A 25,510-nucleotide genomic window follows, 5' to 3' on the forward strand; every position below is an offset into this window, starting at 1 on the left:
CGTGCGAAAACCGGTGCGCCGCTTAACTTCGAACGCACTTTGTTGAAGGACGCACCATGCATTTCGAATTCACGCCCAAGGTGATCGCGCTGCGCGACGAGTTGCTCAAGTTCATGGACGAGCATGTCTACCCGAACGAAAAGCGCCGCGAGGAAGAGCTGGCCGCCAACGCCCGTGCCGGCCGCCCCTACGCCGAGCTGCCGATGATGGCCGGCCTCAAGGCCAAGGCGCGCGAGCGCGGGCTGTGGAACCTGTTCCTGCCCGAAGCCGAGCACGGCCCGGGCCTGACCAACGTCGAATACGCACCGCTGTGCGAGATCATGGGCCGGCGCTACTGGTGCGCCGAGATCTTCAACTGCTCCGCGCCCGACACCGGCAACATGGAAGTGCTGGCGCGCTACGGCACCAAGGCCCAGCAGGAGCGCTGGCTCACGCCGCTGCTGGCCGGGGAGATCCGCTCGTCGTTCGCGATGACCGAGCCCGAGGTGGCATCGAGCGACGCCACCAACATCCGCTGCAGCATCCGCCGCGAAGGCGACGAGTACGTCATCAACGGCCGCAAGTGGTACATCACCGGCGCCATGCACGAGCGCTGCGAAATCTTCGTGCTGATGGGCAAGACCGACCCCGACAACGCCGACCGCCACAAGCAGCAGTCGATGATCCTCGTGCCGAAGAACACGCCCGGCGTGACCATCGTGCGCGACATGCAGCTGCTCGGCATGTACGACCCGCCCTTCGGCCACCCCGAGATCGTGTTCGACAACGTGCGCGTGCCGGTCGAGAACATCCTGCTCGGCGAAGGCCGCGGCTTCGAGATTGCGCAGGGCCGCCTCGGCCCCGGCCGCATCCACCACTGCATGCGCGCCATCGGCATGGCCGAGTCGGCGCTGGAGATGATGTGCCAGCGGCTGGTGTCGCGCACCGCGTTCCACAAGCCGCTGTCGGAGCAGGGCGTGTGGCGCGAGCGCATTGCCGAGTCGCGCATGCTCATCGAGCAGTCGCGCTGGATGGTGCTCAACGCCGCCTACCGCATGGACACCGTGGGCAACAAGGTCGCCGCGAAGGAGATCGCGATGATCAAGGTGCTCACGCCCAACAACTGCGTGAAGGTGATCGACTGGGCCATGCAGGCCTTCGGCGCGATGGGCCTGAGCCAGGACACGCTGCTCACCCACTTCTACGCCTACGAGCGCCACCTGCGCGTGGCCGACGGCCCCGACGAGGTGCACCGCAACGCCATCGCCAAGCAGGAGCTGGCGGCGTACCAGTAAGAAGGAAGAAGGTTCAGTCCACGCTTCAGTCCACGCGCCTGGCTCTTTCGAGCATCGCGTGCAGCAGCACATTGCAGCCCGCCGTCAGGTGGGCGGGCTGCGCGTCTTCTATCTCGTTGTGGCTGATGCCGTCCTTGCAGGGCACGAAGATCATGCCGGCCGGTGCCAGCCGCGCCGCGTAGATCGCGTCGTGGCCCGCGCCCGACACCACGTCCATCGTCGAGTAGCCCAGCGTCTCGGTCGCGCGCCGCACGGCGTCCACGCAGTCGGGGTGAAAGGGGCAGGGCGGTATGTACGACACCCGCTCCATGGTCACGCCCAGGCCGGTTTCGCGCGCCGTGCGTTCGACGAACGCGAGGATCTCCGCATGCATGCGGTCGAGCAGCTCGTCGTTCACGTTGCGCAGGTCGATGGAGAACTTCACCTGCCCCGGAATCACGTTGCGGCTGTTCGGGTGCACCTGCACCATGCCGACCGTGCCACGGCCGTAGGGCTGGTAGCTGTAGGCGATGGCCACCACCTCCTGCATGATCCGCGTCGCCACCTGCAGCGCGTCGCGGCGCAGGTGCATCGGCGTCGGGCCCGCATGGGCTTCCATGCCGGTGACCACGCAGTCGTACCACGAGAGGCCGAGCACCGCCGGCACCACGCCGATCACCTTGCCTGCGTCTTCCAGCACCGGGCCTTGCTCGATGTGGGCCTCGAAGTAGGCGCCGATGGGGTGGTCGCCCGGCGTTTGCGGGCCCACGTAGCCGATGCGCTCCAGTTCCTCGCGCACCGTCTTGCCTTCCGTGTCTTTCGCGGCGTAGGCGTGTTCCAGGCTGAAGGCGCCGCAGAAGACGCCAGAGCCCATCATCACGGGCACGAAGCGCGAGCCTTCCTCGTTGGTCCAGAACGCGACTTCTATGGGCGCCTCGGTGCGGATGCCCTGGTCGTTCAGCGTGCGGACCACCTCCAGCGCCGACAGCACGCCGTAGTTGCCGTCGAACTTGCCGCCGGTCGGCTGGGTGTCGATGTGGCTGCCCGACACGATGGGCGGCAGCGACGGGCTGGTGCCCTCGCGGCGCATGAAGACGTTGCCGATCTTGTCGACCGTGACGCTCAGCCCCGCCTCCTTGCCCCACGACACCACGAGGTCACGCCCCTGCTTGTCGAGGTCGGTCAGCGCCAGCCGCTTCACGCCGCCCTTGGGCGTGGCGCCGATGCGCGCCAGCTCCATCAGCGAGTTCCACAGGCGCTCGCCGTTGATCGTCAACACCTGCTTGTCCACTACTGCATTCATCTGTATGACTCCTTGGGGATTCAGCGCGCCACGGCCGTGGGCGCATGCTGGTGCTTGAAGCGCTCCAGCGCGGTGAACATCGGGGCGAAGGCCGGGCGCTTGAGGTAGCGGCCGGTGCCGGGCTCGGCGCGCAGGTCGCCGTCGCGCCAGACCCAGCGGCCGGCGCTCAGGGTGTGTTTCGGCACGCCCATGACTTCGCGGCCCTCGAAGATGTTGAAGTCGCTCTTCGAGTGCTGCGTCTTCACCGACAGCGTCTTGGTGGCCTTCGGGTCCCACACCACGATGTCGGCATCGGCGCCCGCCTGGATCACGCCCTTGCGCGGATACAGGTTGAACAGCTGCGCAGCGTTGGTCGAGGTGACGCGCACGAACTCCGACGGCGTGAGCCGGCCAGTGTTGACGCCCGCATCCCACAGCACCGCCATGCGTTCTTCCACGCCGCCGCAGCCGTTTGGAATCTTCGTGAAGTCGTCGCGGCCCGCCGCCTTCTGCGGGGCGCAGAAGGTGCAGTGGTCGGTGGCCGTGGTCTGCAGGTTGCCGCCCTGCAGGCCGCGCCAGAGCATGGCCTGGTTCTCGCGCGAGCGGAAGGGCGGGCTCATCACGTGGGCGGCGGCGCGTGCGAAGTCGGGGTCGCGGTAAGCGCTTTCATCGACCACCAGGTGGCCGGCCAGCACTTCGCCGTACACGCGCTGGCCGCGCGCGCGGGCACGGGTGATGGCTTCCAGCGCCTCGCCGCACGACACATGCACCACGTAGATCGGCACGCCCAGCACGTCGGCGATGGCAATGGCGCGGTTGGCGGCCTCGGCCTCCACCATCGGCGGGCGCGACAGCGGATGGCCTTCCGGCCCGCGGATGCCCTGCGCCAGCAACTGCTGCTGCAGCATCGCGACCAGCTCGCCGTTCTCGGCGTGCACCGTAGGCATGGCGCCGAGTTCCAGCGCGCGCTGGAAGCTCTTCACCAGGATCTCGTCGTCGGCCATGATCGCGTTCTTGTAGGCCATGAAGTGCTTGAAGCTGTTCACGCCGTGCTCGTGTACCAGCTCGCCCATGTCCTTGTGCACGCTGTCGCTCCACCAGGTCACGGCCACGTGGAAGCTGTAGTCGCCTGCGGATTTCTCGGCCCAGCCGCGCCACATGCGGAAGGCATCCATCAGCGACTGCTGCGGGTCGGGAATCACGAAGTCGATGATGCTGGTGGTGCCGCCGGCCAGGCCCGCCGCGGTGCCGCTGAAGAAGTCGTCGGCCGCGACCGTGCCCATGAAAGGCAGCTGCATGTGCGTGTGCGGGTCGATGCCGCCGGGCATCACGTAGGCGCCGCCGGCATCGATCACCTCGGCGCCGGCGGGTGCCTGCAGGCCGGCGCCCACTTGCACCACCTTGTCGCCCTCGCAGAGCACGTCGGCGCGTTGTTCGGCATCGGCGTTGACCACCGTGCCACCGCGAATGAGTACGGTCATGGCATGAGTTCCTTTTCTAGCTTGGGTTCTTGAGTGGCGCGGCCACGCCCTGCAGTTGCGGCGCGCGCGCCTTCATGAGGCCGAGGTACACGATGGCCGACAGCACCACGCCGACGAACCATGCATAGGTGTAGATGGTCTTGAAGAACTCGGGCATCGACGGCACGGCCGACGGAAAGGCCGCGTTCAGGAAGCCCGGAATGTTGGGCAGCACGCCGACCACGAAGGCCACGATGGCCGCCATGTTCCAGCCGTTGCCGTAGGCGTACTGGCCGGTGCCGCGGTAGAGCGCGTCGACGTCCAGCTCCTTGCGGCGCACCAGGTAGTAGTCGGCGATGAGGATGCCCGCCACCGGCCCCAGCAGCGCCGAGTAGCCGATGAGCCAGGTGAAGATGTAGCCCTGCGTGGTCTCCAGCACCTTCCACGGCATCATCAGGATGGCGATGCCGGCCGTGATGTAGCCGCCCTTGCGGTACGAGATCTTCTCGGGGTTGAGCGCCGAGAAGTCATAGGCCGGCCCCACCAGGTTGGCCGCCAGGTTCACGCTCACCGTGTCGATCAGCAAGATGATGAGCGCGATCAGCACCGCCGCGCCGGTCATGCGGCTGGCCAGGTCCACCGGGTCCCACAGCGCCTTGCCGTAGATCACCACCGTGGCCGAGGTGACCATCACCGCCATCATCGCGAGCAGGCCCATGGGCGCGGGCAGGCCGATCACCTGGCCCACCACCTGGTCGCGCTGCGAGCGCGAGAAGCGGGTGAAGTCGGGAATGTTCAGCGCCAGCGTGGCCCAGAAGCCCACCATGGCCGTGAGCGACGGCCAGAACACCGCCCAGAACAACCCGGCCTTCTTGCCGCCGGGTTCGAACTGCGAGGGCTGCTCGAAGATCGGGCCGAGGCCGCCCGCGCGCTGCACGGCCCAGTAGAGAAGGGCGATGCACACGATGATCTTCAGCGGCGCCGTGTAGGTCTCGAGCCGGCGGATCGACTCGATGCCGTGCACCACGAAGTACAGCTGTATCGCCCAGAAGATCAGAAAGCACACCAGCTGCGCGCCGTTGATGCCGAGGATCGGCAGCTTGTCGCCGCCCAGCGGCTGGCCCATGAGCACGCCGACCAGCGTGTAGATCATCTCGCCGCCGAACCAGGTCTGGATGCCGTACCAGCCGCAGGCCACGATGGCGCGCAGCAGGGCAGGCAGCCGCGCGCCGCGCGTGCCGAAGGAAGCGCGGGCCATCACCGCGTAGGGAATGCCGTACTTCGCGCCGGCGTGGCCGATCAGCAGCATCGGCACCAGCACGATGGCATTGCCGAGGAACACCGTGAGCACCGCCTGCGACCACGACATGCCGCCCTCGATCAGGCTGGCCGCCAGCGTGTAGGCGGGAATGCACATCACCATGCCCACCCACAAGGCCGCGAAGTGGTACCAGCGCCACGTTCGCTGCGCCAGCGTGGTGGGCGCGAGGTCTTCGTTCCAGAGGTTGGCGGCGGGGGCGCCGCCGTGCGATGGGGTCGTCATGTGGGTTGTCTCCTGAACGTGTGTTGTGGTCTTTGCCGTGTTGTCGTTCCCCTCCTGCCGTCGCCCGGTCTGCGCCGGGCTCGTGTCGTCGCTCAGGCGTGCCTGTCGGCGCGCATCGGGTTGTTGGGGTGCGTGGTCCAGTTGGCGTACTGCGCGACCACCGGGTGGCCGGTGCGCGCGTCGATCTCGCCGGGCTTCAGGGTGCGCATCGACAGCGCACCGGGCACCGGGCAGATCGACACGCACAGGTTGCAGCCGACGCACTCTTCTTCCTTCACCTCGAAGTAGCGCATGCCGTCCTTGGTGGCGGTGATGGCCTGGTGCGAGGTGTCTTCGCACACCACGTGGCAGCGGCCGCACTGGATGCAGGCGTCCTGGTGGATCACGGCCTTGTCGACGTGGTTGAGGTTGAGCTTCTTCCAGTCCGTGATGCTGCCGATGGCGCGGCCGCGCAGCTGCTCCAGGCTCCGGTAGCCCTTCTCGTCCATGAAGTTGGAAAGGCCGTCGCACAGGTCCTGCACGATCTTGAAGCCATACACCATGGCGGCGGTGCACACCTGCACCGAGCCGCTGCCCAGCGCGATGAACTCCGCCGCGTCGCGCCAGGTCGAGACCCCGCCAATGCCGGAGATGGGCAGCCCCGCGGTCTGCGGGTCGCGCGCGATCTCGGCCACCATGTGCAGCGCGATCGGCTTGGCGCCGGGGCCGCAGTAGCCGCCGTGAGAGCCCATGCCGCCGGTGTTGGGGAACATGGCCATGGCGTCGAGGTCCACGCCCATGATCGAGTTGATGGTGTTGATGAGGCTCACCGCGTCGGCGCCGCCTTTCTTGGCGGCGCGTGCGGCGGGGCGGATGTCGGCGACGTTGGGCGTGAGCTTCACGATCAGCGGCAGCCTGGAGTAGTGCTTGCACCACTCGGCCACCATCTGGATGTATTCGGGCACCTGGCCCACGGCAGCGCCCATGCCGCGCTCGCTCATGCCGTGCGGGCAGCCGAAGTTCAGCTCCAGCCCGTCGCATCCGGTGTCTTCCACCATCGGCAGGATGTTCTTCCACGATTCCTCGGTGCACGGCACCATCACCGAGGCCACCAGCGCGCGGTCGGGCCAGTTGCGCTTGACGCGTGTCATCTCCTCGAGGTTGGTGCGCAGCGGCCGGTCGGAGATCAGTTCGATGTTGTTGAAGCCGGTCACGCGCCGGTCGGCCGCGTAGGACACGGCATAGCGCGGCCCGTGCACGTTGACCACGTTCGGGTCTTCGCCCACGGTCTTCCACACCACGCCGCCCCAGCCGGCCTCGAAGGCGCGGACCACGTTGATCTCCTTGTCGGTCGGCGGCGCGGAAGCGAGCCAGAAGGGGTTGGGGCTGCGGATGCCCACGAAGTCGATGCTCAGGTCTGCCATATGAATTGCTCCTGTCGCGGCAAGGCGCGCACGGATGGAATGTGTGTGAAGGAGAGGGAGGGACTCGCAGCGGTTGCGCGGTGCGCCGGACGGTGCGTCAGGCCGCGCGCAGGTGCCGGTCGATGGACAGCGCGGCCTGCTTGCCGTCTTCCACCGCCTCGACCGTGAGGTCGCGTCCGCCGAAGCGCGCGTCGCCGCCGGCCCACACCTTGGGCCGCGAGCTGCGGCATTCGGCGTCGGTGCTGATGCGCCCGCCCTGCAGCCGCACGCCGCTGTCCTCGAGCACTGTGGCAATGAAGCTCTGGCCGATGGCGCACAGCACCATGTCGGCCTGCAGCGCGAGGCCTTCACCGGTCTCGACCAGCTTGCCATTGACCAGTGCGGTGCGCGCGAAGTCGATGCCGCGCAGCACGCCGCCCTTGGCGCGCAGGGCCTTCGGCGCGGCCCAGTGAATGATGCGCACGCCGTTCTCCTTGGCCCAGCTCTGCTCGTCGGCCGAGGCACCCATGCTCTCTTCGCCGCGGCGGTAGACGATGCTCACGTCTTCCGCGCCGAGCTTGCGCGACTGCACCGCGGCATCCACGGCGGTCATGCCGCCGCCGATCACCACCACGTGCCGGCCGATCGCCACGTCGGCCGGCGACGCGGCCTGCCGCAGTTCGGCGATGAAGTCGACCGCGTCGCGCACGCCGGTCTGCTCGCCCAGGCCCAGCGTGTTCACCCCGGCCAGGCCGAGGCCGAGGAACACCGCGTCGTATTCGGCGGCGAGCGCATCCAGGTGCAGCTCGCGGCCCAGCGCATGGTTGCAGCGCACCTCGATGCCGCCGACCGACAGCAGCCATTCGATCTCGCGCTGTGCGAAGCCGTTCACCGTCTTGTAGCTGGCCAGGCCGTATTCGTTGAGCCCGCCGAGCTTGGGCCGCGCATCGAACAGCACCACCTGGTGGCCCAGCACCGCGAGCCGGTGCGCGCAGGCCAGGCCCGCCGGGCCCGCGCCGACCACCGCCACGCGGCGGCCGGTGTCGGCCGCGCGCACGAACAGCGGCGCGCCGGGCTTCTCGAAGAAGGCATCGGTCGCGTGCCGCTGCAGCAGGCCGATCTCCACCGGCTTGCTCTCGTTGGTGTTGCGCACGCAGGCCTGTTCGCACAGCACCTCCGTGGGGCAGACGCGGGCGCACATGCCGCCCAGCGGGTTCTCTTCGAGGATGGTGCGCGCCGCGCCGCGCAGGTTGCCGTCGGCGATGCGGCGGATGAAGGTCGGAATATCGATGCCCGTGGGGCAGGCCGTCTGGCACGGTGCGTCATAGCAGTAGTAGCAACGCTCGGCCTCGATGTTGGCCTGCACCACGTTCAGCGGCGGGTGGGCGTCGCAGAAGTTCTTGGCGTACTGCGCGGGGTCGAGGCGGCCCGCCCGCACATCTGACGCGAGATGTGCGGTGGGAGCGACGGGATTCATCGTGCTGCTCATGGGCGTTCGGGCTCCAGGATCGTGGTGGGGATCTGTTTCGACACGAGAGATCGAGCCCTCGTGAAGTTTGACCAAGTGGTCGAATGTCGCGATGATTCAGCAAACGAGGGGTGCCGCCCATACACAGTTGAAGCGGCAAGCGAGAAAGTGTTTGCCGCCGCCGGGCGCACCGTTTGGTCCGCTGCCCAGCACAGTTCCCCAGGGCAAACCCTTTCTTGCACCGCCACATGGTTGCCACATGGGTTTCCAAGGAGACACAGCGATGCAAGGTTCACGCGGCAGCGCCTCGGCACTGCTCAAGCCGGCGCAGGCCGGCGCCGGATGGATGCAGGGCCTCATGGGCGAGATGGACGACGCCGCTCCCGGCCTCGGGCTGGCGCAGCGCCTGGTGGTGGGGGTCGAGCTGCGTGTCAGCGACGGGCGGCTCGCTCCCGGCACCAAGATGCCGTCGGTGCGCGCATTGGCGGGCAAGCTGGGCATCAGCACCTTCACCGTGACGGAGTCGTACAGCGCGTTGCGTGCGCGCTCCGTGCTGGCCTCGCGGCCGGGCAGCGGCTACTACGTGCTGCACCGGCCCGCGCGCGTGGCCGACGAGCCCGATGCGGTGCCGCGCATTGCCGACGCATCGTCGGGCAACGACCGGCCGCCTCCGCCCGAGTACCGCGGCGACGACCTGGTCCGCGAGGCCATGCGCCGCGTCGCACGCACCGCGCCCGATTGGGACGGCAGCGCGCGGCCCGGCTTCGGCCTGACGCGCCTGCGCGAATTGATCGCGGCCCGCCATCGCACCGAGCTGCCCGCTCTGGCGCCGCAGCAGGTCATGACGGCCGCGGGCAGCCTCGGCGCCGCCATGTGCCTGCTGCAGGCGTGGACCGAGCCCGGCGACGCGGTGCTGATCGAGTCGCCCGCGTCGCGCCAGCTGCGCAACCTGATCCTCACGCTGGGTCGGCGCATCCTCGAAGTGCCCCGGCGCGGCGGCTGCCTCGACATCGCGGCGCTCGACGGCCTCGCACAGCAACTGCCTTGCGAAGCGCGCCGGCGTTTGCTGTTCGTGTCGACGGCCGTGTCCAACCCCCTCGGCATCTGCATGAGCCCGCAGGGCGCGCACCAGGCGCTGCAGGCGGCCGAGCGGCACGACCTGCGCGTGATCGAGCTCGACACCTGGCGAAGTCTCTCGCCGCTGCAGGCGCCTAGCCTCGCGGCGATGGACGGGCTGCAGCGCGTGGCGCAGATCGGCAGCGTGTCGACCACGCTGTCGGCCAGGCTGCGGCTCGCGCATGTGCTGCTGCCGCAGCGCTGGGGCGACGACGCGGCGCTGCGCTGCCTGCACACCACGCTCGGGCCGAGCGAATTCGAGGAGCGCGTGGCCTGCGAGGTGCTGTCCGATGCGGGCTATCCGCGCTTCCTGCAGAAGCTCAACACGGCGCTGAAGATCGCGGGCGAGCGCACGCTGTCGCTGCTGACCGGTGCCGGGCTGCAAGCGCTCCATGTGCCCGACGGCGGTCCGTTCCTTTGCGCGGGCTGGCCACTTGGCAGCGAGCCCAGGCCGTCCGCCGACGCGGTGCTGCACGAGGCGCGCAAGCAGGGCCTGCCCCTCGCGGCGGCCACCGACTTCGGCGGCACGCCCCAGCCCTTCGCGTGGTATCGCTTCAACGTCACGCAGTGCGGCGACGAGCGGCTGGTGCGCTTCCTTGCGCGGATGAGGAACCCATGAGCGCCGCCCGCCCACCCGCGGTCAAGCGCCAGGCCCGCCGCCAGAACATCGAGAGCGCCATCCTCGCCGTCGCGCAGGAACGCTTCGCGCTGCAGGGCTACGGCGGTGTCTCCATCGACGACATCGCGGCCGAAGCCGGCATCTCGAAGCAGAGCCTGCTGTATTACTTTCCCTCGAAGAAAGCGCTGTACCGGCGCGTCTTCAACGACGTGCTCGACTCGTGGCTGTCCAACCTCGACAGCCTGGCCGCCGCCGACCTGGAGCCGCATGCCGCGCTGGAACGCTACGTCACGCAGAAGCTGCAGTTCTCGTACGACCATCCCTCGGGCTCGCGGCTGTTCGCGCAAGAAATCATTTCGCAGGCGCCGCAGTGCGGCGACGACATCGAGGCCAAGCTGGTGCCCGCCTTCCGCGCGGAGGCCGCCGTGCTGCATCGCTGGATGAGCAACGGCCATGTCGAGCCGCTGCCCGTGGCGCACCTGCTGTTCACGCTGTGGGCCATGACGCAGACCTACGCCGACTTCGCATGGCAGATGCGCATGCTGCTTGGCAAGAATGCACTGGAGCCGGCCGACTTCGACCTGGCGCGCGAGACCATCATGCGCATGCTCGAAGGCGCGCTGGGGCTCGCGCGGCCAGCTACGTCGGCCGTGGTGACGAGCCTGCCGGCCGGGCTGCCTGAAAAACAGGCATGACCCGCGCCGGGGGCGCGCTCAGCCCGGCACCGGCGCTTCCCACGCAAAGCCCACGCCGTACACCGACCGTATCCAGTCATGCTCCGGCGTCACCGCGCCGAGCTTGCGGCGCAGGTTCTTCACGTGGCTGTCGATGGCGCGCTCGGTCACGTCCACGGTGTCGTCGTAGGCCAGCTCCAGCAGCCGCGCGCGCGAGAAGATGCGCCCCGGGTGCCGCGACAGCACCTGCAGCAGCCCGAATTCGCGCCGCGTGAGGTTCAGCGGCATGCCTTCGAGCGACGCGCGCCAGTGCACGTCGTCCATCACCAGGCCCGGCGCATCGTTCTGCGAAGAACCCTGTCCGGGTACGTTGCCGGGCGCGGTGCGCCGCAGCACGGCGCGCACCCGTGCCACCAGCTCGCGCGGCGAGAAGGGCTTGCACACGTAGTCGTCGGCGCCGAGTTCCAGGCCCAGCAGCCGGTCGACCTCCTCGATGCGCGCGGTGAGCATGATGATCGGATGCACGGTGTGCTCGCGCGCGCGGCGCAGCACCTCGATGCCGTCCAGCCGCGGCAGCATGATGTCGAGCAGCGTGAGGTCGGGCGGCGTGGCCACGATGCTCTCGAGCGCGCTCTGCCCGTCGGTGAAATGCGTGGTCTCGTAGCCGGCATGGCGCAGGTAGTCCTGCACCACGGAGGCGATGTCGGTTTCGTCTTCGACGATGACGATGCGTGTCATGAGGAGGTGGCCAGTGGCAGGGTGATGGTCACGCGCAGCCCGCCGAGCGGCGAGGCCGACGCTTCGATGGTGCCGCCGTGCGCCTCGATGGTCGCGCGGCAGATCGACAGGCCGAGCCCGGAACCGCCGAGTTCGCGGCTGCGCGAGGTCTCGCCGCGGAACAGCCGGTCGAACAGGCGCGGCAGTTCCTCGTCGGGCACGCCGGGCGTGCTGTCGTCGAACAGCAGCGTGAGGCAGTTGCCGGTCCGGGGGCCTTCGACGATCGCGTCAAGCCGCAGCTCGCCGCCTTCGTCGGTGTAGGCCAGCGTGTTCTCCAGCAGGTTCATGAACACCTGGTGCAGCCGGTGCGCGTTGCCTTCGATCACGGGCTGCGCCGGAGCCGTGACGCGGTCGACCGCATGCCGGTCGACCTCGATGCCGCGCTTGGCGAAGCGGTCGCGCGTGTGGTCCAGCGCCTCTTTCAGCAGCGACAGCGGGAATACCGTGGTCATCTGCAGGTCGCCCTGCGGCTCGCGCATGCTGCTGCGCAGGTCGTCGACCAGCTGGCCCAGGCGTATCACCTGGCGGTGCAGCCGCAGCGCCGTGCGCTCGTCGAAGGTGCGCACGCCGTCCTGCAGGGCCTCGATCTCGGCGCGCATGGCGGCCAGCGGCGTGCGCAGTTCATGCGCCGCGTCGGCCAGCCAGGCGCGGCGCGAGGCCTCGACGGTGTCCAGGCGCTGCGCCATGTCGTTGAAGGTCTTGCCCAGCAGGGCGAGTTCGTCCGAGCCCTGCACCGCGACGCGGGTGGACAGACGGCCGCGCGCCACGTGCTGCGCCGCCTGGGTGAGTTCGTCGATCGGCCTGAACCAGCGGCGCGCGAGCAGCCACGACAGCACCAGCGCGAAGCCCAGGCCGCACAGGCCGGTGAGCACGATCACGCCCGACTGGCGCGCAATGAAGGCGCGGTCGGCTTCGCTTTCCAGCCCCTCCAGCGGGGCGAGCGCGAGGTAGCCGACGACCGACTTGTTGTGCCGGATCGGCATGCGCGCGGCGTTCGCCATGTCGATGTCGGCGCCCACCACGCGCTTGCCGGCCGCGTCGAGCACCGCCAGGCGCTGGAAGATGGAGTCGTGCATGCCGCGAGGGTCGGGAAACACCCATGGCGGCGGTGCGCCGAGCATGCGGCGCGGCATCAGGTCGAGCTGCGGCGGCGGGACGCCGCTCGGGACGCCCTCTGGCGGCGGTTCGGGGCGCATGGTGCGGTATTCGTACCAGGGCGGCAGCCGCCGCTCGTCGCCGCTGGCGGCGGTGCTGTCCAGCAGGCTGGCGAAGCGGCCCATCTGCAGGCGCTGCCAGGCGTCGTCGTTGTCGCGCAGGTTCTTCCAGTCGCCGTTGGCCACGTAGTTCTTGAGCACCAGCTGTACGAGCCAGTCCATGCGCCGGATCTCGATCTCGGCCACGTAGGAGCCGAGGCCCCGCTGCAGCGCAATGATCGACAGCCCCGCGAAGCTGATGAGCAGCACGATCAGCAGGGCGGCCAGCGCCAGGAAGATCTTGCGGGAGAGGGTCAGTTGCGGCATGGGCAAGGCAAGGGCATGGCCGCATTCTGCGGCATGCATGGCGGTCGGGGATCCGGCGGACGGAGCGGGTGGCGGTGGACGAAAGAGGAGGTGGCAACCCGATGATGTAGGCGGAATTTGGAGGAAATTGGGAGAAATTCCCGGCCATGCTTCTCCATCTTTCCTCCCAGATGGGGCCGCAGCATAGGCCCATGAATCCGGAACTGAGCCTTGCGCTGCTGGGTGCGATCACCGTGTTCCTGGGCCTTGTTGCCCCGGCATGGTGGCTGCTGGTCCTCTGGGCCGAGGGCCGCGCCACGCGGCCGTCCGGCGCACGGCCCGCCGGCCCCACCGAGGACGAGAAAGAACGATGACCCGACAGTACACATCCTCCATCGGCCGCCGCGGCCTGCTGGCCACCCTTGGCGCCGCCACGCTGGCCGCCGCCTCCGCGCGTCCCGCCGAGGCCGCCGCGCCAAGGCTCGCGCTGACCGCCCAGACCACCGAAGGCCCCTACTACCTGGACGTGGCGCAGGTCCGCCGCGACATCACCGAAGGGCTCGAGGGCGTGCCGCTGGACGTGCGCTTCACCGTGTGCGATGCGGCGGGCAAGCCGCTGCCCAGGCTGCGCGTGGACATCTGGCATTGCGACGCGCAGGGCCGCTACTCGGGCTTCCCGGCGCAGGGCGACGACCGCTCGGGCGCTTTCGAAGGCAAGACCTTCCTGCGCGGCAGCCAGTTCACCGACCGCGACGGCACCGCCGCCTTCGCCACCGTCTATCCGGGGTGGTACGCGGGGCGCACCACCCACATCCACATGAAGGTGCTCAACGGAACCCGCGCCGTGCTCACCTCGCAGTTCTTCCTGCCCGATGCGCTCAGCGAGTTTCTCTACACGCAGGTCTCGCTCTACCAGCGATCCCGCGTGCGCGACACGCTCAACAGCGTCGACGGCATCGCCCTGAGGGCCGGCGACACGGTGCTCGGCGCAGTGCGCGAGGAGCGGCAGCGCTATGTGGCCACGCTCGCGCTGGTGGTCGACCCGGCCGCCGACCCGGTGGTCGACCGGCCGCCCCGCCCGGGCGGCGTGCCGCCGGGCGCGATGCCGCCGGCGCCAGGGATGCAAGGGATGCCCGGGATGCCGGCCATGGGCGTCGGTGGAAGACCCATGCACACCCGCGCATTGGAAGGCGCCGCGCGCATCAAGGCGCTGGTGCCGCCGCGCACCACGGGCTGAGCTCAGCAGGCCGGCCGCTCCGCGAAGCTGAAGCCCACGCCGTAGACCGAGCGTATCCAGTCGTGCGCGGGCGCGGCGTCCGTCAGCTTCTTGCGCAGGTTCTTGATGTGCCCGTCCACCGCGCGTTCGTTGACGTCGAGCGCCTCTGGAAAGGCGGCCTCCAGCAGCTTCGAGCGGGTGAAGACCCTGCCCGGGTCGTTCGACAGCGCGCGTAGCAACAGCAGTTCGCGGCGCGTGAGCATGACTGCATGGCCCTCCAGCCAGGCATTGCCCTGTGCGCCGGATGCGCCGCAGGCGCCGGCGAAGCGCACCGCGGTGGACGGCCGCCCGGCCGCCTCGCGCTGCGCATAGCGGCGCAGCACGGTGTTCACGCGCGCGACCACCTCGCGCGGCGAGTAAGGCTTGCAGACGTAGTCGTCCGCGCCCATGTCCAGCGCCAGCAGCCGGTCGGACTCCTGCGCGCGCGCCGTCAGCATGATGACCGGGTGGTTGCCGTGCGAGCGCACCTTGCGCAGCACCTCGATGCCGTCTTCGCCTTCTTCGCCGGCTTCCGCGTTCCCGGCGCGCGGCAGCACGATGTCCAGCAGCGTGAGCGCGGGCGGTGCCGTCAGGATGCGCTCCAGCGCCGCCGCGCCGTCCCCGATCTGCTCGACCTCGTGGCCCGCGCCGTGCAGGTGCGCGAGCAGTTGGGAGGCGCTGTCGCGCCCGTCCTCCACCAGCAGGATGCGACCCATGGCTTCGATCCCCGGGTTCAGAAAGACGTTCCGATCTGGAACTGGAAGCGCTGCGTGCGGTCGGCCGCGATGTTGTTGGCCGTGTCTTCCTTCTGGTAGAGCAGCGGCACCGCATACGCCAGCCGCAGCGGGCCCAGCGGCGAGATCCAGCTGATGCCGATGCCGGCCGACGCGCGGATGCGGTTCTGCGCCTTCCACTGCGCGTCCGTCATGCTGGCGGTGCGGTCGGCGAACACGTTGCCCGCGTCGAAGAAGCTGTACAGGCGCAGTGTCTTGTCGTTGCCCGCCCCCGGGAAGGGCGTGCTGAACTCCATGTTGAAGATCGCCTTGCGCGTGCCGCCCAGCGCGCCGTCGGTGACCGAGTCTTTCGGGCCGAGCGAGTTCTGCTCGAAGCCGCGGATCGAGCCCAGGCCGCCGGCATAGAAGTTCTTGAAGATCGGGTAGGTGCTGTCGCCGAGCGCCCGCGCATAGCCGAGCTGCCCGTTGATGGCCAGCGTGTACTGCTTCGACAGCGGGAAGTATTGCTGGTACTGGTAGTTGGTCTTCAGGTAGCGCAGCTCGCTGCCCACGCCCACTTCGAGGTTGGCGCTTTGCAGCTTGCCGCGCGTGGGCACCAGCGCGCTGTCGCGGTCGTCGCGCGACCAGCCCAGCGTGGCCGGAATGCCCACCACGCTCGACTTCGCGCAGGTCACGCTCGGCGCGGTGCCGGTGCACTTGAAGTAGTCGAGGTAGGCCTGCGGCGTGGCGGTGTAAACGTAGGAGCCGTCGACCAGCGCATAGGTGCCGTTGGTGCCGGGCGTGAACGAATAGCGCTCCACGCCGATGCCCAGGTACACCGTGTCCTGCTCGCCCACCGGGAAGCCGAAGCGCACCGAGCCGCCGTCGCTGGCGAGCTTGTAGTTGCCGTCGGCCTCGTAGTAGGGCCGCGTGGTGGTGTGGAACACGTTCAGCGTGCGCGAGATGCCGTCCTTGGTGAAGTACGGGTCGGTGGCCGTGAGCGAGATGGTGCGGTTGTACGAACTGGTGTTCACGTTCAGTCCCAGGTAGTTGCCGCTGCCGAACACGTTCTCCTGCGTGATGCCGAAGCTCAGCGACACCTTGTCTGTCGACGAGTAGCCAGCGCCCAGTTGCAGCGAGCCGGTCGGCTTCTCCGTCACGTTCACGACAAGGTCGACCTGGTCGGGCGAGCCGGGCACATCGACGGTGTCGATGTTCACGTCGGTGAAAAAGCCCAGGCGGTCGATGCGGTCGCGCGAGGCGCGGATCTTGTTGCCGTCGTACCAGGCGCCTTCGTATTGGCGGAACTCGCGGCGGATCACCTCGTCGCGCGTCTTGGCATTGCCGCCGATGTTGATGCGCCGCACGTAGGCGCGCCGCGAGGCCTCCGCCTTCAGCACGATGGTGACGCGGTTGTTCGCCCGGTCGATCTCCGGCTCCGCCTTCACGCGCGCGAAGGCATAGCCGAAGGTGCCGAAGTAGTCGGTGAAGGCCTTGGTGGTGGCTGCCACGTCCTCGCCGTTGTAGGGCTGGCCGGGGCGGATGGTGACCAGGGTCCTGAACTCGTCGTCGCGGCCCATGTAGTCGCCCGAGAGCTTCACGCCGGCCACCGCGAACTTCTCGCCCTCGGTGATGTTGATGGTCAGCGCGATGGTCCGCCGGTCCGGCGATATGGCCACCTGCGTCGAGTCGATGCGGAACTCCAGGTAGCCGCGCGTGAGGTAGTAGGAGCGCAGCGTCTCCATGTCGCCGTTGAACTTGGTGCGCGAGTACTGGTTGGACTTCGTGTACCACTCGAGCCAGCCGCCGGTGTCCTGGTCGAACAGGTCGAGCAGCGTGCTTTCGCTGAAGGCCTTGTTGCCCACCACGTGCACTTCCTTGATGCGCGCGGGCTCGCCTTCGGTCACGGTGAAGGTCAGGTTCACGCGGTTGTTCTCCAGCGGCGTGACGGTGGTGATCACCTGTGCGTTGTAGAGGCTGCGGCTGATGTACTGCCGCTTGAGCTCCTGCTCGGCGCGGTCGGCCAGTGCCTTGTCGAAGGCCTGCCCCTCGGCCAGGCCGATCTCGCGCAGCGCCTTCTGCAGCGCGGCCTTGTCGAACTCCTTGGCGCCGACGAAGTCGACGTCGGCGACGGTGGGGCGCTCTTCGACGATCACCACCAGCACGTTGCCGTTCACGTCGATGCGCACGTCCTTGAACAGGCCGAGCTTGAACAGCTCGCGGATGGCGTTGGCGCCGCGCTCGTCGCTGTAGGTTTCGCCGGTTCGCAGGCCCATGGTGGCGAACACGGTGCCGGGCTCGACGCGCTGCAGGCCTTCGAGGCGGATGTCCTTGACGGTGAACGGATCGGTGGCCCATGCGGGGAGGGCCGCCAGCGAGGCAAGCAGCACGGCGGCCGTTGCGAGTGACTTCGGTAAGTGCATCGCCGCATGGTCTGCGTCAATGTCGTAGAAATTTGGGACTCCCCGCGTCCGCCGGGGTTGTGCCGTTTCCCGGCGTTACTGCAGTCTCTCGCGGCAGTTCTGCTCGTGGTCCTCGAGCGAAAGCGATCCCTGTATCTCCAGCAGGCGCTCCACCGTGCGGTCGATGCCCTGCGCGTCCAGCAGGCGGTAGGTGCGAGCGGTACGCCCGTTGTTGCGCACCAGGCGTGCGATGTAGGGCAGGTCCTGCTGCGTGATGACCGCGGCGGGCATCACGCCTTCCAGCTCGATACCTTCGCAAGGCAGCAGCACGAAGTACTGCAGCCGCAGGTCGTCGGGCAGCAGGCTGCGCAGCTGCGTGGTCTTGCGCCCGCCCTGCCATGCGGGGTCTTTCACTTCGCGCGCGTTCTTGCAGCCGTTCACCTGCAGGAACCAGCGCGGCGGCGACTGGTCCGACTTCTTGCGGTAGACGAAGGCATTGCGCCAGGCCTTGATCTCGAACAGGTAGATGCCTGTCTCGCACACCACCACGGCATCGATGCGTGCGGTGCGCACGGCGTGCCCTTCCGGCATGGGAATGACGAGGTTGCGAAGAATGCGCAGGTGCGAGAAGGCGGGGCTGAATGCGTTGGCGAGCTGTTGCACGCCCAGCGACGATGCGATGGTGCTTTGCAAGGCAATGGTCATGGATGGGGCTCCTTCGGCCCCGGAGCATTGCGTGGCTTTTGGGAGACTTTTCGTACGAGGTGTTTCCGGCGGTCGCCGCATTCGGTGTGCACGCAAACAACAGTTCGCGCAAAGACGAGGCATTCACAAGATTCCTCCGAATTTGAACGAGACCATGCGTTCCTGCCGCTCGATGTAGAGCGGTTGAAACCGGAGAACCTGAATGAAGAAATCCCTCACGGCATTCGCTGCCCTGGCCGTCTGTGGCCTGGCCTCTGCCCAATCGTCCGTCACGCTGTTCGGTGTCGTCGACGCCGGCGTGACCTACCAGTCGAACACCGCGCGCGACACCGTCACGGGCCTGTCGAACAAGCAAAGCAAGTGGAGCCTGGGTAACTCCGGCTACAACTCCAGCCGCATCGGCTTCCGCGGCACCGAAGACCTCGGCGGCGGCCTGGCCGCGAGCTTCTGGCTCGAAGCGCCCATCACCAACGACGATGGCGCCACCGGTATCAACACCTTCAACCGCCGCTCCACCGTGAGCCTGTCGGGTGGCTTCGGTGAAGTGCGCCTGGGCCGCGACTACACGCCCACCTTCTGGAACGACACGGTGTTCGATCCGTTCGGCACCAACGGTTCGGGCACCAACGTGATCAGCACCGTCAGCGGCAACACCACCATCAACAACGCCAACTACGTGCGCGCCAGCAACTCGGTGGGCTACTTCCTGCCGCCGAACCTGGGCGGCTTCTACGGCCAGGTGCAGTACAGCTTCGCCGAGAACACCAGCACCAGCGCCACCAGCACCACGGCCGCGACCAGCAGCAGCGCCGGTCGCTACGTGGGCGGGCGCTTCGGCTATGCCAACGGTCCGCTGGACATCGCGCTGGGCGTGGGCCGCAGCACCGTCGTGGACACCACCGCGCTGGAGCGCAGCGTGCAGACCATCAACCTGGGCGCTTCGTACGACTTCGGTCCGGTCAAGCTGTTCGGCGAGCTGTCGAACGTGAAGAACAAGTTCGACTACTCGGCAGCAGCCGACACGCACGACACCTACAACGGCTACCTGATCGGTGCGACCGTTCCGGTGGGCGCCGGCCTGATCCGCGTGGCGTACTCGCAGGTTCGCTACAACGAAGGCGCCGCGGGCGTCACGGGCGAGGACCCGCTGGCACGCAAGCTCGCGCTCGGCTACGTGCACAACCTGTCCAAGCGCACGGCGCTGTATGCGACGGTGGCGCGCGTGAACAACCGCAACGACGTGAACTACACGGGCAGCCTGGTGTCAGCCAGCACCACGGGCTACGGCAGCACCGGCGTGGGCTTCTCGGGCCTGCCGCGTTCGTCGACCGGCTACGACTTCGGCATCCGCCACGCGTTCTGACGCGCGGCGCGCACTGTGCGGGGAAAGAGGGCGCATGCCCTCTTTCTTCGTTGCCCGTTCGTTCATCCACAGCAACGAGTTTTCAATGAACCGACTCCGACTTCTCGTGGGCGCCCTGGCGGGCGCAAGCCTCGCGGGCTGCATCGTGCTGCCCCCGCCGCCCATGCCCTATCACCCGCCGCCACCGCCGTTCGGTCCGCGCATGCAGCCGCCGGGCTGGCAGGCCTGCGAAGCGCCGCGCAGCGGCCCCGGCAATGAATGCGCACGCGGTGCCGAGGCACCGCCCGAGGGAGCCCGCTGATGACTGGCGGACTGCAGACCGGCCATCTCGGCACCATCATCGCCGGCGTGATTCTCCTGGGCCTCGGCGGCGTGCTCTGCATGATGGGCTCGCTGTTCTTCGCCAACCTGCGGCAGGGTGCCAGGGCGCGCGAGTTCGCGGCGCAGTCCATGCAGGACATGCGGCAGCGGCTGGGCGCCAGCCGCGTGCAAGACCTGCGACCGCTGCTCGACGCGGCCTCGGGCGACACGGCCCGCGAGACCATCCGCGTGGACATCCAGCTGCCGCAGGAGGCCGTGCCCGTGCTCGCGATCGGATCGGAGCTTGGCGAGCTGTTCGCCAAGGTCACGGCCTATGCGGCCAGCGTGATGCGCGCCGACGCGACGCTGCAGGTGTCCGCGCATGCGGACGGCAAGCATGCCGTGATCCACTGGCGCGACCTCGATGCCGCCGATGCGAGGCCGCCCCTTGCGCGGTTCTTCGATAGCACGCATGCGGCGATCGTCAGGGCCAGCGCCGATGCCTGCGAACGCATTGCCAGCCACCACGGCGGGCGCATCTATTCGGCACCGCACGCTAGCGGCGTGCTGGGGCTCACACTGCGCCTGCCGCTTCTGCAGCCGCAGGCATAGCGGCCCAACATGGACAAATGGTAATGAAGCGGCGGCGCGTTCTCTGGTTGAATCGCGGCTAGGATCGTCCCGGCGGCGCCCGGATGGACGGTGGGCCGGCCGACTCCATCGCCATGAGCACCAGAACGCAGTCACTCCCCGCTCTCTTTCTTTCGCTGGCCCACTCCGCTGTCTCGCATGATGGCGCGGCGCCGAGGTGCTAGGCGCCACCGCCATGTGGCGCTGCCTCATCGTCGAGGACGACGCCGACAACGCCCGCTACATTGCCGAGGGCTTCCGTTCCCTCGGCCACGTGGCCGTGATAAGCCGCGACGGCACCGATGCGCTCGCACGCGCGACCGGTGAGTCGTGGGACCTGGTGATCCTCGACCGCATGCTGCCCAACGAGGTCGACGGGTTGTCGATTCTTTCGACGATGCGCGCACTCGGCAAGAAGACGCCGGTGCTGGTGCTCAGCGCATTGAGCGCGCTCGACGAGCGCGTGCGCGGCCTCAAGGCCGGCGGCGACGACTACCTTGCCAAGCCCTTCGCCTTCTCGGAACTCGCGGCGCGGGCCGAGGCGCTGGTGCGGCGCTCGCGCACCGGGCCCGAGATCCGCATGCTGCAGCTGGCCGACCTCACACTCGACCTCGCGCGCCGCCACGTGGAGCGCGCGGGCCGGCCCGTCGCGCTGCAGCCGCGCGAGTTCAGGCTGCTGGCCTACCTGATGATGCATCCGGGCCAGGTGGTTACGCGCACCATGCTGCTGGAGGCCGTGTGGGACTATCAGTTCGACCCGCAGACCAACGTGATCGACGTGCAGGTGAGCCGCCTGCGCGGCAAGCTCGATGCGGGTGGCGCGCCGACGCTGATCCACACCGTGCGCGGCGTGGGCTACACGCTGGCACCGCCGCAATGATCCGCACGCTGCGCCAGCTATGGCGCTCGGTGGGCTTCCGGCTGGCCTTCTACTACGGGCTGCTGGTCGCGATCACCATGCTCGCGGCGCTGGCCATCGTCTACATGCAGACGGTGGGCGTGCTGCAGCAGCGCATGGTGCGCCAGGTGTCGGCCAGCTTGCAGCAGCTGATGGTGCGCTACGACGCGCGCGGCGCCGACGGCGTGGCGGGCGAGATCGGCTACGCACTGGCCGACGGACGCAACTCCGACAACGAGATCTACCTGCTCACCGATCGCGAGGGCCGCAAGCTCGCGGGCAACCTCGACCAGATTCCCTCGATGGCGCCGGATGCCGGCGACGGCGTGCACCGGCGCGTGGTGCGTTCGGGCCAGAGTGCCATCGGCTACATCGTGATGAAGCATCTGCCCGACGGCGGCCTGCTGGTGGTGGGGCACGACCTGCGCGACCAGGAGTCGATCGAGTCGCTGGTCGCGAGCGCGAGCGCGGCGGCGGGCATCGTGGCGGTGCTGCTGCTGATCGGCGGCACCTTCGTCTTCCGCCAGGAGCTGGAGCGCAGCGTGGGCGCGGTGCGGCGCACAGCGGCGCGCATCGCGGCCGGCGAGCTGCAGGAGCGGGTCGAGCCTTCGGGCGAGGAAGACGAGTTCGCGCTGCTGGAGCACGACATCAACGCGATGCTAGACCGCATCCAGTCGCTGATGGACGGCGTGCGCCATGTGTCCAACACCATCGCTCACAACCTGCGCACGCCGCTCACGCGCGTGCTGGTGCGGCTGCGCGCGGCGGAGCAGGGGCTGGGCGCCGACGACCCGCAGCGCGAGGCCGTGGCCACCGCCATCCGGGAACTCGAGGAACTGGCCGTGGTGTTCGAGAAGCTGCTGCAGATCGCCGAGGTCGAGGCGGGCGCGCGGCGGCAGCAGTTCGCGCAGGTGGCGCTGCACGTCATAGCCGACGACGTGGCCGAGCTGTACGAGGCGGTGGCCGAGATGCGCGGCATCACGCTGCTGCGCGAGCCGGCCGACAGGGCCTTTGCGCTGGGCGACCGCGACCTGCTCGCCGGCGCGGCGGCCAACCTGCTGGACAACGCGCTGAAGTACGCGGGCGGCGGCGCCACGGTGCGCATCGGCACGCACACGGTGGACGGCAGGGCGCAGCTGTTCGTGCAGGACAACGGGCCGGGCGTTCCGCCCGCCGAGTTCGAGCGCATCGGCGTGCGCTTTCATCGCCTGGACCGCAGCACGCCCGGGCACGGGCTGGGGCTGGCGAGCGTGCAGGCCGTGGTCGCGCTGCACGGCGGGCGGCTGCAGCTGGGCGACGCAGCCCCGGGCCTGCGCGTGTGCATCGACCTGCCGATGGCCGGCGACTGACGCGCGCACAGGCTCAGTCAGGTTGCACACATTGCCGAACGGCAATGTTCTGTTCATACACACCGGGCTCCTGAATTCCTAGGATCGGCTGCGCACGTCTTGTGCCGATCAATGCAGTTCCAGGAGACATCAACGGTGAGAATCAAGAGTCAGAGAGACTTCTGCTCAGGCGTACTTTTCAGCGCCTTCGGCGTGGCCTTCGCATGGGGAGCCACGACCTACAACGTCGGCAGCGGCGCCCGCATGGGTCCGGGCTACTTTCCGCTGATCGTGGGCATCCTCATTGCCTTCATGGGCGTGCTGATCACGCTCAAGGCGCTCAGCGTGGAAACGGAAGACGGCGAGCCCGTCGGCCGCATCGCATGGAAGCCGCTGGTCTTCATCATCGGCGCGAACCTGATGTTCGGCGTGCTGCTGGGCGGCCTGCCGAGCATCGGCCTGCCTTCGATGGGACTCATCGTGGCGATCTATGCACTGACCTTCATCGCCAGCCTGGCGGGCGACAACTTCGGCTGGAAGGGCGTGACCGTGCTCGCGACCATCCTCGCGCTGGGCAGCTACCTGGCCTTCGTGGTGGCGCTCAAGCTGCAGTTCCAGGTGTGGCCGACCTTCATTTCCGGCTGATCCGCGAAGAAGAACAACAAGACCAAAGACAAGACACATGGACCTGATTACCAATCTCTCGATCGGCTTCGGCGTCGCCTTCACGGCGCAGAACCTCGTCTATGCCTTCGTGGGCTGCCTGCTGGGCACCCTGATCGGCGTGCTACCCGGCATCGGCCCGGTCGCGACCATCGCGATGCTGCTGCCTGCCACCTACGCGCTGCCACCCGTGTCGGCGCTGATCATGCTGGCCGGCATCTACTACGGCGCGCAATACGGCGGCTCCACTACCGCGATTCTTGTGAACCTGCCGGGCGAGTCTTCGTCGGTGGTGACAGTGATCGACGGCTACCAGATGGCGCGAAAGGGCAGGGCCGGTCCGGCACTCGCTGCAGCGGGCCTGGGCTCGTTCTTCGCTGGCTGCGTGGGCACGCTGATCCTGGCCGCCTTCGCGCCCCCGCTCACCGAACTGGCCTTCAAGTTCGGCCCCGCCGAATATTTCTCGCTGATGATCCTGGGCCTGATCGGCGCCGTGGTGTTGGCCTCGGGCTCGCTGCTCAAGGCCATCACGATGATCCTGCTCGGCCTGGCGCTGGGTTTGGTCGGCACCGACGTGAACTCCGGCGTGGCGCGCTACAGCTTCGACATTCCCGAGCTCACCGACGGCATCGGCTTCATCGCCATCGCCATGGGCGTGTTCGGCTACGGCGAAATCATTGCCAACCTGGCCGTGCCCGAGCATGAGCGCGAAGTGTTCACCGCCAAGGTGAAGGGCCTGTGGCCCACCAAGCAGGACTTCAAGGACATGACGCCCGCCGTGCTGCGCGGCACGGCGCTGGGCTCCGCCCTGGGCATCCTGCCGGGCGGCGGCGCGCTGCTGTCGGCCTTCGCGGCCTACACCATCGAGAAGAAGATCAAGCTCAAGCAGGGCGAGACCGCCTTCGGCAAGGGCAACATCCGCGGCGTGGCCGGCCCCGAGTCGGCCAACAACGCCGGTGCACAGACCTCCTTCATCCCGCTGCTGACGCTGGGCATTCCGCCCAACGCGGTGATGGCGCTGATGGTGGGCGCCATGACCATCCACAACATCCAGCCAGGTCCGCAGGTCATGACCAGCAACCCCGAGCTGTTCTGGGGGCTGATCGCCTCGATGTGGATCGGCAACCTGATGCTGATCGTGCTGAACCTGCCGATGATCGGCATCTGGATCAAGCTGCTGACCATTCCCTACAAGTGGCTCTTCCCGTCGATCGTGCTGTTCTGCGCGGTGGGCGTGTACTCGGAGAACAACAACACCTTCGACGTGTGGATGGTGGCGATCTTCGGCATCGTGGGCTACCTGTTCCTCAAGCTCAAGTGCGAGCCCGCGCCGCTGCTGCTGGGCTTCATCCTGGGGCCGATGATGGAAGAGAACCTGCGCCGCGCGCTGCTGCTGTCGCGCGGCGACTGGAGCGTGTTCGTGATGCGGCCGCTGTCGGCCGGCCTGCTGGCCGCCGCCGCGCTGCTGCTGATCGTGGTGCTGCTGCCTTCGGTGAAGGCCAAGCGCGAAGAAGCCTTCGTGGAGGACTGAGGCACCGGGGCCGCCCTGCAGGCCCGGGCGGAGGAGGCAACGGCCCGTGCGGAACTCCGCGTCATACTCGCGGTCCCACGGTGCCGCTGCCTTCCCCCCGATGCCAAACGTGCGATCCACAGTCTCCCTGACCTTTCTCCGGGCGCTCGCCGCGAGCGCCCTTTTCGTCGCCGCCGGCGCGCTGCATGCGCAGGCCCTGCCGCCGGGCGTGCGGCTCGGCATGACGGCCGACGAACTCCAGGCCGCGTTGCCCGCCGCCGAGCGCGTGCAGCGGCCCCAGCGCCTGGGCGGCGGCCTGGTCGGCAGCTGGCGCGGCGAACCGGTGCAGATGGCCGGCCTGCTGTTCGAACCCACTTTCTTCTTTGCTGCCTCCGAGCTGCGCCGCGTCGAGTACGTGGCGGCGGCTCAGGGTGCCTCCGACAGCGGCGCGGCCGCCTTCGCCGCGCTGGTGCAATGGGGCCGCGGCGTGTTCGGCAACGAGCTGGCCTCCCGCGACCCGGGCAGCGCGTATGCCGCATGGGTGAGCAACGACACCGACGTCTACGTGCAGCAGGTCAGCGACCCGCGCCGCGCCAGCGTGCGGCTGGTCTACAAGGCGCGGCAGCTGCGCGACGGCAGCGAACTCTGAACGGGGTGCCCCAGCCCGCCC

23 protein-coding genes are annotated in these 25,510 nt (G+C 68.5%); 13 read left to right on the forward strand and 10 right to left on the reverse strand.

All coding sequences use genetic code 11. The annotated features are described in order from the left end of the window. Nucleotides 1-56 precede the first annotated feature (56 nt). The gene (locus ACWV14_RS07010) at nucleotides 57-1,274 is read left to right on the forward strand and encodes an acyl-CoA dehydrogenase family protein (protein ID WP_454907555.1); all 1,218 of its coding nucleotides are present in this window, start codon (nucleotides 57-59) and stop codon (nucleotides 1,272-1,274) included. 25 nt (nucleotides 1,275-1,299) lie between these two features. Here the strand turns inward: ACWV14_RS07010 and ACWV14_RS07015 are convergent, their stop codons facing one another. The 5 genes from ACWV14_RS07015 to ACWV14_RS07035 form a co-directional block, all read right to left on the reverse strand. Further along, nucleotides 1,300-2,556, reverse strand: coding sequence for a Zn-dependent hydrolase (locus tag ACWV14_RS07015; RefSeq protein ID WP_454907554.1), 1,257 nt, complete (start codon nucleotides 2,554-2,556; stop codon nucleotides 1,300-1,302). 20 nt (nucleotides 2,557-2,576) lie between these two features. After that, nucleotides 2,577-4,016 carry a dihydropyrimidinase gene (hydA, locus tag ACWV14_RS07020; RefSeq protein WP_454907553.1) on the reverse strand — a complete coding sequence of 480 codons (1,440 nt, stop codon included), beginning with the start codon at nucleotides 4,014-4,016 and terminating at the stop codon, nucleotides 2,577-2,579. A 16-nt stretch (nucleotides 4,017-4,032) separates the two neighbouring features. Continuing rightward, entirely contained in the window at nucleotides 4,033-5,538 is a 1,506-nt protein-coding gene (locus ACWV14_RS07025; RefSeq protein WP_454907552.1) for an NCS1 family nucleobase:cation symporter-1, read from the reverse strand. Between the two features lie 92 nt (nucleotides 5,539-5,630). Continuing rightward, nucleotides 5,631-6,941: an NAD-dependent dihydropyrimidine dehydrogenase subunit PreA gene (gene preA / locus ACWV14_RS07030; protein ID WP_454907551.1), complete on the reverse strand. Its 1,311-nt coding sequence runs from the start codon at nucleotides 6,939-6,941 to the stop codon at nucleotides 5,631-5,633. Nucleotides 6,942-7,038: 97 nt separating this feature from the next. Further along, a complete protein-coding gene (locus ACWV14_RS07035; RefSeq protein WP_454907550.1) occupies nucleotides 7,039-8,409 on the reverse strand; it encodes an NAD(P)-dependent oxidoreductase in 1,371 nt (456 codons plus the stop codon). 262 nt (nucleotides 8,410-8,671) lie between these two features. Between ACWV14_RS07035 and ACWV14_RS07040 the strand changes: the two genes are divergently transcribed. Together ACWV14_RS07040 and ACWV14_RS07045 are read left to right on the forward strand one after the other, a co-directional pair. Next, nucleotides 8,672-10,123 carry an aminotransferase-like domain-containing protein gene (locus ACWV14_RS07040; protein WP_454907549.1) on the forward strand — a complete coding sequence of 484 codons (1,452 nt, stop codon included), beginning with the start codon at nucleotides 8,672-8,674 and terminating at the stop codon, nucleotides 10,121-10,123. Continuing rightward, nucleotides 10,120-10,818 (forward strand): TetR family transcriptional regulator C-terminal domain-containing protein, encoded by a 699-nt coding sequence (locus ACWV14_RS07045; protein WP_454907548.1) that lies wholly within the window; start codon nucleotides 10,120-10,122, stop codon nucleotides 10,816-10,818. Before ACWV14_RS07040 ends, ACWV14_RS07045 begins: the two co-directional genes overlap by 4 nt. An 18-nt stretch (nucleotides 10,819-10,836) precedes the next feature. Here the strand turns inward: ACWV14_RS07045 and ACWV14_RS07050 are convergent, their stop codons facing one another. Then, nucleotides 10,837-11,535, reverse strand: a complete 699-nt coding sequence (locus ACWV14_RS07050) for a response regulator (protein ID WP_454907547.1) — start codon at nucleotides 11,533-11,535, stop codon at nucleotides 10,837-10,839. Continuing rightward, nucleotides 11,532-13,094 (reverse strand): ATP-binding protein, encoded by a 1,563-nt coding sequence (locus ACWV14_RS07055; RefSeq protein WP_454907546.1) that lies wholly within the window; start codon nucleotides 13,092-13,094, stop codon nucleotides 11,532-11,534. The genes ACWV14_RS07050 and ACWV14_RS07055 overlap by 4 nt, the downstream gene beginning before the upstream one ends. Nucleotides 13,095-13,285: 191 nt before the next feature. On the opposite strand from ACWV14_RS07055, the gene ACWV14_RS07060 reads away from it, so the two are divergent. Then, on the forward strand, nucleotides 13,286-13,447 hold the full coding sequence (locus tag ACWV14_RS07060) for a hypothetical protein (RefSeq protein ID WP_454907545.1): 162 nt from the start codon (nucleotides 13,286-13,288) through the stop codon (nucleotides 13,445-13,447). After that, the gene (locus ACWV14_RS07065; RefSeq protein ID WP_454907544.1) at nucleotides 13,444-14,310 is read left to right on the forward strand and encodes an intradiol ring-cleavage dioxygenase; all 867 of its coding nucleotides are present in this window, start codon (nucleotides 13,444-13,446) and stop codon (nucleotides 14,308-14,310) included. Before ACWV14_RS07060 ends, ACWV14_RS07065 begins: the two co-directional genes overlap by 4 nt. 2 nt (nucleotides 14,311-14,312) lie before the next feature. Here the strand turns inward: ACWV14_RS07065 and ACWV14_RS07070 are convergent, their stop codons facing one another. From ACWV14_RS07070 to ACWV14_RS07080, 3 genes are all read right to left on the reverse strand, one after another. Then, on the reverse strand, nucleotides 14,313-15,044 hold the full coding sequence (locus tag ACWV14_RS07070; protein ID WP_454907543.1) for a response regulator transcription factor: 732 nt from the start codon (nucleotides 15,042-15,044) through the stop codon (nucleotides 14,313-14,315). Between the two features lie 17 nt (nucleotides 15,045-15,061). After that, nucleotides 15,062-17,464 carry an outer membrane protein assembly factor BamA gene (gene bamA, locus ACWV14_RS07075; protein WP_454907542.1) on the reverse strand — a complete coding sequence of 801 codons (2,403 nt, stop codon included), beginning with the start codon at nucleotides 17,462-17,464 and terminating at the stop codon, nucleotides 15,062-15,064. A 75-nt stretch (nucleotides 17,465-17,539) separates the two neighbouring features. Continuing rightward, on the reverse strand, nucleotides 17,540-18,148 hold the full coding sequence (locus ACWV14_RS07080; protein ID WP_454907541.1) for a nuclease-related domain-containing protein: 609 nt from the start codon (nucleotides 18,146-18,148) through the stop codon (nucleotides 17,540-17,542). A 202-nt stretch (nucleotides 18,149-18,350) separates the two neighbouring features. On the opposite strand from ACWV14_RS07080, the gene ACWV14_RS07085 reads away from it, so the two are divergent. The 8 genes from ACWV14_RS07085 to ACWV14_RS07120 all read left to right on the forward strand — a co-directional run bounded on the left by ACWV14_RS07085 (nucleotide 18,351) and on the right by ACWV14_RS07120 (nucleotide 25,489). Beyond that, a complete protein-coding gene (locus ACWV14_RS07085) occupies nucleotides 18,351-19,511 on the forward strand; it encodes a porin (protein ID WP_454907540.1) in 1,161 nt (386 codons plus the stop codon). A gap of 85 nt (nucleotides 19,512-19,596) precedes the next feature. Next, nucleotides 19,597-19,812, forward strand: a complete 216-nt coding sequence (locus tag ACWV14_RS07090; RefSeq protein WP_454907539.1) for a hypothetical protein — start codon at nucleotides 19,597-19,599, stop codon at nucleotides 19,810-19,812. Next, entirely contained in the window at nucleotides 19,812-20,423 is a 612-nt protein-coding gene (locus tag ACWV14_RS07095; RefSeq protein ID WP_454907538.1) for an ATP-binding protein, read from the forward strand. Before ACWV14_RS07090 ends, ACWV14_RS07095 begins: the two co-directional genes overlap by 1 nt. A gap of 214 nt (nucleotides 20,424-20,637) precedes the next feature. Further along, the gene (locus ACWV14_RS07100; RefSeq protein WP_454907537.1) at nucleotides 20,638-21,321 is read left to right on the forward strand and encodes a response regulator transcription factor; all 684 of its coding nucleotides are present in this window, start codon (nucleotides 20,638-20,640) and stop codon (nucleotides 21,319-21,321) included. After that, complete coding sequence (locus tag ACWV14_RS07105) at nucleotides 21,318-22,688, forward strand: sensor histidine kinase (RefSeq protein ID WP_454907536.1); 1,371 nt, start codon at nucleotides 21,318-21,320, stop codon at nucleotides 22,686-22,688. The genes ACWV14_RS07100 and ACWV14_RS07105 overlap by 4 nt, the downstream gene beginning before the upstream one ends. A 135-nt stretch (nucleotides 22,689-22,823) precedes the next feature. Next, nucleotides 22,824-23,312 carry a tripartite tricarboxylate transporter TctB family protein gene (locus ACWV14_RS07110; protein ID WP_454907535.1) on the forward strand — a complete coding sequence of 163 codons (489 nt, stop codon included), beginning with the start codon at nucleotides 22,824-22,826 and terminating at the stop codon, nucleotides 23,310-23,312. 37 nt (nucleotides 23,313-23,349) lie between these two features. Continuing rightward, entirely contained in the window at nucleotides 23,350-24,861 is a 1,512-nt protein-coding gene (locus tag ACWV14_RS07115; protein WP_454907534.1) for a tripartite tricarboxylate transporter permease, read from the forward strand. A gap of 100 nt (nucleotides 24,862-24,961) precedes the next feature. Further along, nucleotides 24,962-25,489: a hypothetical protein gene (locus ACWV14_RS07120; RefSeq protein ID WP_422085248.1), complete on the forward strand. Its 528-nt coding sequence runs from the start codon at nucleotides 24,962-24,964 to the stop codon at nucleotides 25,487-25,489. Nucleotides 25,490-25,510: the final 21 nt, after the last annotated feature.

The organism is Variovorax durovernensis (assembly GCF_977011995.1).